Origin of the sequence: Moraxella bovis (assembly GCF_025985205.1) — a bacterium.
Classification (GTDB): Bacteria; Pseudomonadota; Gammaproteobacteria; order Pseudomonadales; family Moraxellaceae; genus Moraxella; species Moraxella bovis.
On record NZ_CP087840.1, the window covers coordinates 1,431,828 to 1,443,633 of the forward strand.

General features: G+C 40.1%; 19 protein-coding genes. 16 read left to right on the forward strand and 3 right to left on the reverse strand.

All coding sequences use genetic code 11. The annotated features are described in order from the left end of the window. Positions 1-150 precede the first annotated feature (150 nt). From LP107_RS07035 to LP107_RS07050, 4 genes are all read left to right on the forward strand, one after another. Positions 151-1,026: a hypothetical protein gene (locus LP107_RS07035; protein WP_264676279.1), complete on the forward strand. Its 876-nt coding sequence runs from the start codon at positions 151-153 to the stop codon at positions 1,024-1,026. Between the two features lie 16 nt (positions 1,027-1,042). After that, positions 1,043-1,603 carry a hypothetical protein gene (locus LP107_RS07040; protein WP_264676278.1) on the forward strand — a complete coding sequence of 187 codons (561 nt, stop codon included), beginning with the start codon at positions 1,043-1,045 and terminating at the stop codon, positions 1,601-1,603. 18 nt (positions 1,604-1,621) lie between these two features. Next, entirely contained in the window at positions 1,622-1,849 is a 228-nt protein-coding gene (locus tag LP107_RS07045) for a hypothetical protein (protein ID WP_112742257.1), read from the forward strand. Positions 1,850-1,967: 118 nt separating this feature from the next. Then, positions 1,968-2,741, forward strand: a complete 774-nt coding sequence (locus LP107_RS07050; RefSeq protein ID WP_112742256.1) for a DUF1829 domain-containing protein — start codon at positions 1,968-1,970, stop codon at positions 2,739-2,741. A gap of 44 nt (positions 2,742-2,785) precedes the next feature. Here LP107_RS07050 and LP107_RS07055 read toward each other — a convergent pair whose 3' ends face one another. Continuing rightward, on the reverse strand, positions 2,786-2,986 hold the full coding sequence (locus tag LP107_RS07055; RefSeq protein ID WP_062498426.1) for a hypothetical protein: 201 nt from the start codon (positions 2,984-2,986) through the stop codon (positions 2,786-2,788). Positions 2,987-3,664: 678 nt separating this feature from the next. Here LP107_RS07055 and LP107_RS07060 point away from each other — a divergent pair. From LP107_RS07060 to LP107_RS07110, 11 genes are all read left to right on the forward strand, one after another. After that, positions 3,665-4,000 (forward strand): hypothetical protein, encoded by a 336-nt coding sequence (locus LP107_RS07060; RefSeq protein ID WP_112742255.1) that lies wholly within the window; start codon positions 3,665-3,667, stop codon positions 3,998-4,000. A 294-nt stretch (positions 4,001-4,294) separates the two neighbouring features. Beyond that, entirely contained in the window at positions 4,295-5,098 is an 804-nt protein-coding gene (locus tag LP107_RS07065) for a KilA-N domain-containing protein (RefSeq protein ID WP_264676697.1), read from the forward strand. Positions 5,099-5,180: 82 nt separating this feature from the next. Continuing rightward, entirely contained in the window at positions 5,181-5,444 is a 264-nt protein-coding gene (locus tag LP107_RS07070) for a hypothetical protein (protein ID WP_264676183.1), read from the forward strand. Beyond that, positions 5,441-5,635, forward strand: a complete 195-nt coding sequence (locus tag LP107_RS07075) for a hypothetical protein (protein ID WP_264676182.1) — start codon at positions 5,441-5,443, stop codon at positions 5,633-5,635. The genes LP107_RS07070 and LP107_RS07075 overlap by 4 nt, the downstream gene beginning before the upstream one ends. Next, positions 5,632-6,387: an ERF family protein gene (locus LP107_RS07080; RefSeq protein WP_264676181.1), complete on the forward strand. Its 756-nt coding sequence runs from the start codon at positions 5,632-5,634 to the stop codon at positions 6,385-6,387. Before LP107_RS07075 ends, LP107_RS07080 begins: the two co-directional genes overlap by 4 nt. After that, on the forward strand, positions 6,384-7,019 hold the full coding sequence (locus LP107_RS07085) for a YqaJ viral recombinase family protein (RefSeq protein ID WP_112742071.1): 636 nt from the start codon (positions 6,384-6,386) through the stop codon (positions 7,017-7,019). The genes LP107_RS07080 and LP107_RS07085 overlap by 4 nt, the downstream gene beginning before the upstream one ends. Positions 7,020-7,127: 108 nt before the next feature. Continuing rightward, the gene (locus tag LP107_RS07090; protein WP_112742070.1) at positions 7,128-7,445 is read left to right on the forward strand and encodes a hypothetical protein; all 318 of its coding nucleotides are present in this window, start codon (positions 7,128-7,130) and stop codon (positions 7,443-7,445) included. A 160-nt stretch (positions 7,446-7,605) separates the two neighbouring features. Then, a complete protein-coding gene (locus LP107_RS07095; protein ID WP_264676180.1) occupies positions 7,606-8,118 on the forward strand; it encodes a DUF551 domain-containing protein in 513 nt (170 codons plus the stop codon). A gap of 6 nt (positions 8,119-8,124) precedes the next feature. Beyond that, positions 8,125-8,469: a DUF551 domain-containing protein gene (locus LP107_RS07100; protein WP_112742067.1), complete on the forward strand. Its 345-nt coding sequence runs from the start codon at positions 8,125-8,127 to the stop codon at positions 8,467-8,469. A gap of 2 nt (positions 8,470-8,471) precedes the next feature. After that, a complete protein-coding gene (locus tag LP107_RS07105; RefSeq protein WP_112742248.1) occupies positions 8,472-8,654 on the forward strand; it encodes a hypothetical protein in 183 nt (60 codons plus the stop codon). After that, the gene (locus LP107_RS07110) at positions 8,651-8,839 is read left to right on the forward strand and encodes a helix-turn-helix transcriptional regulator (protein ID WP_112742247.1); all 189 of its coding nucleotides are present in this window, start codon (positions 8,651-8,653) and stop codon (positions 8,837-8,839) included. The genes LP107_RS07105 and LP107_RS07110 overlap by 4 nt, the downstream gene beginning before the upstream one ends. Positions 8,840-9,131: 292 nt before the next feature. On the opposite strand, the gene LP107_RS07115 is transcribed toward LP107_RS07110, so the two are convergent. After that, positions 9,132-9,614, reverse strand: coding sequence for a septal ring lytic transglycosylase RlpA family protein (locus LP107_RS07115; RefSeq protein ID WP_112742246.1), 483 nt, complete (start codon positions 9,612-9,614; stop codon positions 9,132-9,134). Positions 9,615-9,919: 305 nt separating this feature from the next. Further along, a complete protein-coding gene (locus tag LP107_RS07120; protein ID WP_078275357.1) occupies positions 9,920-10,831 on the reverse strand; it encodes an IS982 family transposase in 912 nt (303 codons plus the stop codon). Between the two features lie 445 nt (positions 10,832-11,276). Here LP107_RS07120 and LP107_RS07125 point away from each other — a divergent pair, with 445 nt between their 5' ends. Further along, positions 11,277-11,693 carry a DUF4377 domain-containing protein gene (locus LP107_RS07125; RefSeq protein WP_112742245.1) on the forward strand — a complete coding sequence of 139 codons (417 nt, stop codon included), beginning with the start codon at positions 11,277-11,279 and terminating at the stop codon, positions 11,691-11,693. The last annotated feature ends 113 nt before the right edge of the window (positions 11,694-11,806 follow it).

Below are 11,806 nucleotides of genomic sequence, written 5' to 3' on the forward strand. Positions count from 1 at the left end.
TTAGGATTTTTAGAGCAGTAATTTAGGTACCAACCAAACAAGAGAGATGATATGGCAATAAATATTAGATTTGATTACTTCAATATTAAGCTATCAAAAGAGCGTAAACGCAAGTCGAAGCAGGGTCAACAATATTTTGGCGACATAAATTTGTCCGATTTTTGCACATGGCTACATGATTATTGCACTCAAAACCCACTTGGTGAACATGGTACTGAAATTTTTAGCTACAATTATCATAAAAAATGGATAAAATGGGTGGGTGCTGATTTTGATAAAGACAAAGATAAGATGAAGCTTTTATTTAGCTTCAATGATAAAGAAGTAGACCCCAGATTACTCGCAGACAGCCAAGACAATGTATTGGCTCAACCTATACCAGATGAGAGTTACGGACAACGTACATTGCTACACATCGTGATTAGCCCCCAGCATGGTAAAATATGTGTTCAAAACATCACAGGATTTGGCAAGGAAAAATTACAAAAACTTATCATTAAACTGCTAGAGCTAGTTGCTCACAACGATATTTGGACAGCCACCGACCCTGTTACCGAAAAAGATGTATTGTGCAGACCTTGCGTTGAGATAAATTTTGCTACCACCGATACCGTCTTATCCATTGTCAAGAATGGTGGCTTGCGTGGACTGGTCATCACAGAACGAAAACCTGCCAACAGTCAATTTGATAAAGCCAATCACCTTACTCAGCAAAATACCGAGATTACAATTAGAGCCGAGCCCAAAAACTTTGTAAAAAAGACCAAAAAGACTCTTATTGATTGGGCAAACAAGGTTACTAAAGAAAAGAGCAATGCAGACAACCCACAGATATCGTTACTCATCAAAGACCCGCAAACACAATCTGAGGTTAAACATGAAATCTTAAATAACGTGATAGATGGATTTTCTCACAAATGTTTTTTAAATTGGAAGGACAGAGATGAAGCCACCCATAGCGGTATCGGCAACAAAACTCCTACCCCAATTGCTCAATTTTATGCTAAAATGATAGAAAATTTTTAACCAAAAAGGAGGTCAGATGCTAAGTCAAGCCCTGTCAGTATTTGACTTCTTAAAAATCAAATACCCAAAGCACAATCCTAGATTTGCCTTGTGCATTATCCCTATGTTTGTAGGTGTGCTTTTTGCTATTTTTGGTTTTTACCTTTCTCATCAAAACGTGATTATTTTTACCCATGAAAGATTTGGGGATATCTTTACTTTTCTGGCAATTTTACCTGGCTTTTATATTGCATCTTTGGCGGCAATTGGTACAATTTCCAAAAAATCCATAGACAACTATATTGACCCAGAAAATTCACCTTATCTTGTTAAACGCGAGCCAGACCGCACAGAAACTTACAACCAACCCCTAACACGGCGGTTGTTTCTAAGCCTTCTGTTTGCTTATCTTGCATCTATCACATTGTTGCTTGTGATTTCACTTGTTGGCATCCGTTTTTATTTGAGTATATTCTTACTTCCTACATGTGTAGTAGCCATCATATATTTTATTGTCTTTTTTGTAATTACACAAATCATGTTGCTTAGTCTGGTTGGTATTAGCTATTTGGGCTACAAATCTCTTGCTAACAACTAATTGTCACAAAGGAACCCCATGATACTAGACATCTCCCCCACCACCACCGAGCTTATCATCGCCAAAGCCGAGCGTTATGGCATGAGTGTGGACGAGCTGTTATATGAGTTTGCCCACACCGATGAGCTGTATTTTGACATGGAGCAGATGACACAGGCGATTGACTCGCCAAGCGTTGAAGTCCCAAAAACCGCCCTAAAAGATTTGGCAAGTTTTGAGCGGTTTTTAAAGGAAAGTTTTGCATGAAAATCACTGCCAAAGGAATTTGATGGTTGCAAAAATATCATTGATTTTTTAGATAAATTCTGTCAATATTGTAATATTCAAGGCAACCCTTTTGTGGACATTCAATTAAGCATCTACGATGAAACTCATCACTGAACTTCACAGTCATTTTGACAACTATTTGGCATGGCTAAAAGACCAAACCGTATTTTCAGAGCTGGACAATGGGGCGGTAGAGATTACCGCACCTTATTTGGACCGCCACAATGATTATTTGCAATTTTATGTGTTACGCAATGAGCAAGGGTTGTTTTTTACTGATGACGGCTATATCCTAAATGACCTTGCCATGAGTGGTGTGGAGTTCAACACCCCGAAACGCAAAAAACTACTAACCGAAGTAGCAAACGGTTTTGGCGTACAAATTAAAGACGGTCAGCTTACCACCCTTGCCAACAAAAATAATTTTGCCGTCCGCAAAAACAGCTTTATCCAAGCGATGCTTGCCATCAACGATATGTTTTCGCTTGCCAATGCTAGCGTTGCCAGTTTCTTTTTTGAAGATGTGGAAGCGTGGCTAACACAGCACAACATACGCTATTTGCCCAATGTCAATTTATCAGGTAAATCAGGGTTTACCTTTAATTTTGATTTTGCTATTCCAAAATCCATTCAGTCGCCAGAACGCCTACTCCACACCATTAATAACCCCGTCAAAAGTAACATTGAACACATTCTTTTTGGTTGGTCCGACACCAAAGAAGCACGGGGAGCAGATACGATATTGTATGTTGCCCTAAATGATACAGACCACAAGATTTCTGATAGCACCATGCAGTCTTTACGCAACTACAACATCAACCCCATACTTTGGTCAAAAAAAGACAAAGCAATTAGCCAACTTATTAACTAATTGACATACGCCAAAGCCCCCAACATGGGGGCTTTTTTATTGCCCTATTCACATTCCTTGCTATGAGCCAAAAGGCTTGCCTTGACCGCCTTAGCGACCGAACCATATCGCTCGGTAAGCTTGTCAAGGGCATCTAGGGCTTCTTGGTCTTTTGGCATAAACTGTACTGTGGTAGAACGCAGGGCTTTGGCGTTATAGTTGGCTTTGGCTCGTTTGGTGTATTCGGTGTTTTGGTAGTTTGACATTGACATTCTCCTAAAAAAGGGGTATGATATTAGTTAAGGAATGTGTTAGATAGGGTGCGACCCCTACCTAACACCCAATCAAGCTATTTGCGGTAGTTTGATTGGCTTGCTATTTACCACGCTTCATTGCTGATTAGTAGTAAGATAACAAGGACGATGACTTTAATTAACGGCTTCATCGTTCTTTTCCTTATTTTAACGCCAGTACCAGTTACTGGCACCTTATCAAGCTCCCTGCTTGATGTGTTTATTATATCCTATCTTGTATATAATATCAAGCATTTTTAAAAAATTTCCGCCTGTTGGGCGGTTTTTTATGCCCATCTTTTACCGCATATCTTTTAAATAATACCTTTTGTCTTAAAATATAGATATAATGATAAAATAATAGATAATTCTATTGACTATATTTATAGTTTTATCTATAATACACCCATCAAGACGGAACGACCGCTTGAATAACTATTTAACACCCCAGAAGCCCTACCGTGAGGGAGCCACACGGAGTTTAGTCGAACTTAGACGAACCAAATCTAAAATCGGACAAACAAAGCCCACACCACCGTGGCAGATAACGGAGTGAACCTGTTCCATTTTGGAAACAGTTAATCAGCCATTGGCAACTTGTAAGCATTACTGAACAGTTGCCAATCACGGATTAACTTTTAGGAGCATACTATGCTAAACATTGACAAAATCAGCCCAAGCCATGCAGTTGTCGTGCTAGATATATTAGATGAGTGCATTTGGGCGGAGCTAAGCTTGGAGCATGAATGCGAGCGGATGTGTGATGATGATTACACCCGTGAGTTTTTTTGGGACCAGTACCATCCCATCATTACCGACATACAGGGCATAGACGATGACGGGGAGTACTACCCCATGCCAGTTGAGATGGCGGAGATTATCAGAGGGTGCCTTGATTGTGATGAGTTTTACGATGGTTATCAAGCATGTTTTGATGACAATTTTAAATGGGGCAAGAAAACAGAGCGGTATTATTACAGTCCGTAAAATGTTAAAAAATGTTTGACAAGGTGGGAGGAATGGGGTATGATGTGCTTACTACTTAACTTCTAGCGGAAAATTCACACCGTCATCGTGATTTTTTTGTACCTAAAATTTACCAAAAAGTGATATACAAATCTGTATATCACTCACAGGCAAAACAAAATTCGTCTTATGACGGGTTGATAAGGCAAAATACAATAGCCCTTGTGGTGAATATGCCTAGCCGTCTAGAAGCGGTAGTTGAGACCCGTTACCCTATTGGGTAACATTCACTAACTAAACTTCTAGGAGTTCATAATGAACTTAATCATCAATACCCATTCTATCAGCCAAGACAAAAACGGCTTTTTCTCTCTCAATGATTTACACAAGGCAAGCGGTAATGAAAATCGTCATACCCCTGCTTTATTCTTGCGTAATCAACAAACACAAGACCTTATCAGCGAAATTGAACTTGAAAATAAGGTCGCTTACCACACCATCAAAGGCAATCGTGCAGACGGTGCAAAACAAGGCACATTTGTCTGCCGTGAGTTGGTCTATGCCTATGCAATGTGGATTAGCCCTAAGTTTTCGTTAATAGTCATTCGTGCCTTTGACGCACTTAATACAGGGGCGATACCGTGTCTACCCAAATCCACCGCCCACGACCGCACACCCCTACGCCAAGCCGTAACCGCCCTAACGGCTAAGTTTGGCTTAATGCACGATGAAGCCTATCGCCTAGTTCATCAGTATATGGGCGTAAACAGCATTGACGAGATTGCCCTTGATGATTTGCCAAAGGCGGTTGCCTATGTGCATAGCTTGCTACTAAGCACCCACAACAACGACCAAAACGCCTTTTGGCAAATGGTAGGCTTGCTTGAACATGAGCGTATCAGTGGTGAAATCAGACAGCTTAACGACACCATCAATCAAGCCGAACGCCTAATCCGTCAAGCACGAGTGCAAATCAATCAGCTAAACACTGGTACAGGCTTACTCTATGATGCCTTTGGTGAGCAATACCTACCTACCAAAGTTCCTGTGCTAGATAAAGCCCAAGCATTCATTGACCGTCAAATGGCAATGAAAAAGAAAATCGGTCTAATCTCTTAATACCAACCCAAAACGCTTGCTTGTGCCTATTTTGGCATGAGTGGGCTTTTTGCACCCAAAATTTACGCATAAGGAGTAAGCCATGAGACTTATCGCAGAACTCGCCCCCAAGGGGCAAGAATGTAATGCCGTGCACGTCGAAGCGGACGTAACCGAGTATGACGAATACACGGTTATTCACACCGCTAAGCTGTGTTTTAATCGGTTTAGTGAAATCAGCCTAGATTTGGGTTTGGCAGAAAATCAAGATTTGGTTAAAAAAGCGTTTAGCAAAAAATGTTATTTGCCACTGCTAGAACATGAAGTGGCAGGATATGAGCAAATTTTGGCAGAGGAGTATGTATGAAAATATCTGATTTGATGGGCGGGGCGATAGCATATATCGCCCTTGTGGTTATTACTTATCAGTGTATCTTTGGATGGGCAGAGCATACGGCAGATGATAACAGCCGTGTGGCACAAGCCCAAGCCGAAACCTATATCAGCCATGCCGACAAGGTCATGATTGAGATGATGAAAAGTGGAGATGAGAAATGAACCAAATCGTTACAACCAACACCGAAACACAATCTATGGATATGGCAAGCCAAATTGTGGCTATGGCAAGTAATCCCGACTTTGATGTCGCAAAACTTGAAAAACTCATGGAATTACAAGAGCGTGTAGCAAATCATCAATCCGTGATTGCATTTAACCAAGATTTTTCGGTCATGCAGTCAAAATTACCCGTCATCGCCAAAAACAAAAAAGGACAGTCCAGCAAATACGCCACTTTGGAGGACATCATCGCCAACACTCGCCCAATTTTGCAAGAGTTTGGATTTGCCACGTCATTTGAAACCCAAACAGTTTTAAATGACAATAAAAACAACTGTTTTGTTGAAGTGGTGGCGGTGCTTACTCATCGCATGGGGCATAGCACACGCACCTCCCTACTTGTGCCTTTTGATTTTAGTGGCAACAAAAGTGCAAATTATGCACAGGCAATGGGGTCAGCTGTCAGCTATGGCAAGCGTTATGCCCTTTGTGCGTTGCTTAATATTGCAACACAAGATGATGATGATGGCATGGCAACCAGTCAAGACAACAAGATTACCAAAGCCCAAAGAGAGCATTTGCAAAAACTCTATGACCGCCTAAGCGATGACAGCAAAATCTACTTTGACGGTCAGCTCATCAATGCGTTTGGGAGTGCTAAGATGGGTAACATCCCACTCAATCAATACCAAAACACGCTCATTGAACTGCAAAAGCTGCAAGAAGCAATCGTTCCAAGGGGTTGTTTATGAAAATCATTAATTGTCAGCAAGGCACAGACGAGTGGTTAAACGCTCGTCTAGGCATTATGACCGCCAGCAACGCCCACTTACTGCTTGTCAACGGCAAAAAAGACGGCTTAGGCGATGGGCTGATTACCCACGCCTATCATCTGATTGCCGAGCGGTTTACAGGGCGACAAAGCGGTAAATTTGACGGCAATGAATACACCGAACGGGGTCATTTCTTAGAGCCGATTGTCAGCGACTATTATGTCAAAATGGGCTATGCCACACCGTCCGAGATTTCCGAAGTGGGGATAGTGCTTAATTTTGCCGACAAATACGGCTATCCTGTTGGGGCAAGTCCTGACAGACTGGTGGGCGAAAATGCAGGTTTAGAAATCAAAACCCGAGAACCACACCTACAAGCCAAACTGCTTGATACTGATGATATTGGCAAAGAGCATTTGGCACAGGTGCAGTTTAATTTGTGGGTAACAGGGCGTGAATGGTGGGATTATATCAGTTATGCTGATGGTATGCCGTTTTTTATCAAAACCTATTTTCCCGACCGCCAAATGCACGCCCTTTTTGATGAAAAAATCGGTAAGTTCTATCAGATGATAGAGCAAAAAATGAATAAGATGTTAGGAGCTAAATAATGGCTAGCGTTAATCGTGTAATCCTTGTCGGCAACTTAGGGGCGAACAAAATATTTACTTGGCAAATAGTCAAAGACTAGGGTTTTTTCCAGTTTTTGAGGGTAAAAGATGAACCTAAATACCGCCAAAGCGTTGATTGATAAAATCGGACTAAACGAAGCAAAAAACATTGCTGAAAATGAGCCATCAAATGCGTTTATTTTTTTTGATTTTGGAAAATATCGCAACAGCATTCCCTGCCCGAAAAAATATTCGGTCAATACTATCAAGACAGCTTTGCAAATTGTTGAACAACACAACAATTCAATAAGCGATTTTGATGTTTTATTGGCTGAGATAAGAGAGTGTCGAATTAGAACACAAAATAGCGATGTTGTTTCCATGCTTGATTATCTTGAACACTTTGCAATCGGTTTAAAGGAGTAAAAAATAAAATGGCTAAATTAAATAATCCATACTCGGCAGTTGTCTTTTTATCGTTTTTCGTTAATGATTTTGAAAAAAGAAATTTTAAAATCCCAAACGGCAACAAAATGCGACACAATCCACGAAATAATAAGCGAACAAAATCAAAAAGGGGTAAAAAATGAACATTGAAACCGCACAAAAACTAATTGAAAATCTTGGTGGAACTGAAAAAGCCAAAGAGATTATCAAGAATTGCCCAAAAGAGTGTACCGTATATCGTGAAGCGATTGGCAATATTGTCATTAAAGAAATTCCCGTCGGGGTAATTGCAACAGCTTTGGCAGTCTTGGGGGTGGATTATGGACAACCTAAATATTTCTCAATCACTTATGACATGTCCAAACTATCCGATGATGAACAAAAAGCCGTGATTGCCGAAGCAAGCTCGCTTTTTCGCAGTCAAAAAGCGGTGTGTGCAGGGTGGGAAAACGATGGTGTTACTAATAACGGTTGGATTAGTGTTGATGACCGATTACCCCCGTTGGAAACGGTAGTATTGGTGTATCAGAGACCCCTGCGGTATGTATTAACTGCGGAATATCTTGGCGATAGCTGGGAGTTTAGCGAGCTTATGCCACACGACACTCGAGTAACCCACTGGCAACCCCTACCTAAGCCACCAAAGGAGTAATAAAAAATGAACAAAATAATTCAAAATCTAAAAGCAACCAATGAATTGTTGTTTTTTATTTGCAACAAAAACAATATCTCATTAGGTACACTATTAAATGATAATGGTGCTTGTATTCAAGATATTATTGATGACAATAATATCTTAATTAGTAGTGGTGGTTGGATTGATATTAAAGACGGTGGATTTGATGATGGGCAAGAAATCTTAATCACAGACGGCAAAGAAGTTTGGACTGATACTGTCATGTTTGATTGTTCAGATAATGACTATTACATTTATTTTGACGGTGGTTCAAACCCCGAAACTGTAACCCATTGGCAACCAAAGCCCGAACCACCAAAGGAGTAGTCATGTATGTCTATCCAAGAATAAAGGGCTATGCGATTAATGTGTGCGACCTGCCCCACTATATCAGCCCCTGTGTTAAGCATTATTATGTATTTTGTGCGTTTTGGCATAGGGTGAATTTCATGCCGTATCACGGGCTTTATGGGGCTTTAAAAGAATTTGTAGAAAAAGGAGTAATTGAGTGAACGAACGCCTAATCACAATTAAAGAAGTTGAGAAAATCATCGGCTTTAAAAAAGACTTTATTTATCGCAACATAAAAAAGAACAAATTTCCCAAGCAGGTCAATCTTGACCGCTCCGCCCGTTGGCGGTTGTCAGAAGTGCAAAAATGGGTTGAAAAACAAACCGAATCGGACAGTGCTACTTGAAGTCTGATGAAGTTTGTCTTATGATAGTGGGCGAGTATGGGGGCGTGGTGTTTTTGCTTTTGTAGTATGTATTGTAGTATGTACAAGTTTTCTACAAAATAAAGTTATTATAAAACAATGACTTATGCCACAAAACACCTTTTGACTGGAAAATGGTGGTTTAGCGTTTAATCCATTGATTTTATTTTAAGAAAATTGATAATTTATTCACATCAAGCAACACATAAAAAAATCCGTCATGACACCACATGACACCAAATGACGAATTTTGTGGTTTTTACAAATGATTTAATCACTTGTTTTGTTCAAATGCCAGATTTAGCGTGCCATCTTGATTGTTTTCGCTTGACTTTTGCTCATCTTGTGCCAATTTTTCTTTGGCAAGGCTGTCTTTGGCGATGACGGTATCATCTGCCTTAGTTGCTTTTTCATCTTTATCCACTGGGGTAACGGTCACTTTTACCAAACCCGCTGACAATGGAGCAAGCTGTTTGAAGGCATTTTTAGTCAGGTCAATACGCCCCACCTTACCAATACGGTCATTGACTTTACAAGTAATGGATTTGCCTGTTTTGCTATTGACCACTTTGACATGAGTGCCTAGCTTATATTGGTTGGACGCACAAGTCATGCCGTTATTGCTAAATACTTCGCCATTGGCAGTTTTACGACCATTAAATTTATCGGCATAATAAGACGCCGTGGTCGAATGGGCAGAAGCCTGCACGCCAATCAAGGCAGTTAGAACTAGGGCGGTGATGTTAAGTAAACACATAATGTCTCTTTATAAAATAATACAAAAGATGTTTTAACCATCTTTGATGTTAGTTCTCTATGGTTGAGAAATGAATAACGGTTTTAAAAAATATGAAAACCTGCCAAACAAAAAGAATGGCTAGGGTATGCTTGCCTTTTGTATTTGCAATGAAAATCAAGAAAAATCACCCGTTTTTCAAGGAAAAAGTGAAGTTTGATGGTCATTCTATCAAACGAGCTTTTATTATGAAAAACCAGATTTAGCCATTTTTCATGCAAAAACATTGTTTTATTTCTAAAACATTTCTATATTTTACCCCACTCTCAACTTAAAATCATCTCAAACCTTAAGGGTGGATTGCCAAGTTGTTTGTTGATTTGTACACAAAGACTGTGAGCTAAGAGTTTTCTAATAAAACGGTTGGACAGATGCCACAAGTCTCTTGCCTTGGTGGTTTGAACATTAAATCTTTGTGATAATTGAGAGATGACGGTTTCAATGGTTTTTCTTGTTCGTTTAAGATAAGACACAAAACCTTGACCTCTATCCTCTTTCATATTATCCCTAAGAGGTGTTTGTAGATCAACCCCCAACTTAGCAAGTTCCTCTTGTAATGCTTTGGATAAATAACCCTTATCCCCAAAGACCAAACTGGCTTGCCCTCCTTGCAAGGACTGTGTCAACTCAAACACTACCTGTCTGTCATCTGTATTGGCAGGTGTTAATGTGTAAGCAATCACTTGACCGTCTTGGTTTGTGAGTAAATGGGCTTTAAACCCAAAGTAGTGTTCGCTCTTACTGGCACAATAACCAAAGCTCCCAACCCCCTTAAAAGATTTGTGTCTTTTTGCTCTTTGATAGACACAGACAGGCAAAGGAAAGCTGTCAATCAAATAAGGCTTAGTGGGACGGCTGTCTTGATTGTCAAGAATACACAAAGAGCCAAGTACCTTCATCATTTTGTCTTTAACCCAAACCAAGTTGGCACAGTGTTTGGCAAAGTTTGGGTATGAGCCTAATTTGGGGAAATAGTGTTGATAGCAGTTTTTAAAGTAAGCCCAAATCTCCTTGTCAGTGTCAAAACCTAAACTTTCACCCACAAGCTCCATGGTGATGATTTCTGTGTCAGACAAGGCAGGCAAAAAGCCTTTGCTTCTTAGAGGTTTGGTTACAATATTTTGATACAAAGCCTCTACCAAAAGATAGACAACAATGATAAAATCATCATACGACATAGCTTACTCCTAGACTGTTTTGTGGTGAAACATTGGATTGGGCTATGTTGTTTTTATTTCAAGCACCCTGCTTGTTGTGGTGTGTTAGTTGAGAGTGGGGTATGTGTTATAAAGATTTAACACGCCCTATTATAACAAATCATCATCCATCGCTTGTTAAGCGATTGCTATTTTTTTGTAAACGTGTATTGATACCGCTCCATCATGTCGCTTTTATTTTTGGCAATTTTAATTTGAGAAAATGTTTAGATAATTTAAAACAAGTAAAATACGTGTATGTTTTGTAATGAATATGGCTAAAAATAAGCCAAAACCAACGTTTTATTACTTTTTATTACAGTCCACAAAGAATATGGCAATAAAAAAAGACTACAATAAATTTGCAGGCAATCACTGCCCTGCTGTAAGTGTAGCATCAACACCAAATTAAATTAAGGATACCTCCATGAAAAAAATCATCGCCCTATCATCAATCATCGCCTTGACCTTAACAGGCTGTGCCAGCACCCAACTAGACGACACCCGTGTCAAGACCGTGGAAGGCGAAGTGAAAGCCGTTAAAGTGGTTAACATCCCAAGCTTTGACATCGAAATCGCCCCACGCAAAGCCACTTGCCAGCTCACCGACACCGCAGGTAACGCCGTTGCTAGCGAATGCCTACAATACCGCCGTACCCACGAGCGTAACTATAACGTCCTAAGTGGCAACATCGAAGGATTTAGCTTTGAAGAAGGCAACCGCTATGTGCTAAACATCAGCCAAACAGCAGTTGACGATGAAGCCTCAGGCAAAGTCGTTCCTGTATGGAAACTAAACAAAGTCATCTCGGTAAATCCTGAAATCATCAATCCTGTACAGTAATTATTTCTGACTGCAAAGATTTTAAGACTCTTTGTTCTTGTAAAGCCTTTCAAGTTAGTATAATCTACCCATTGGGCGAGCTTACCATCATGAAAATGACTGGTCGGTTCGTC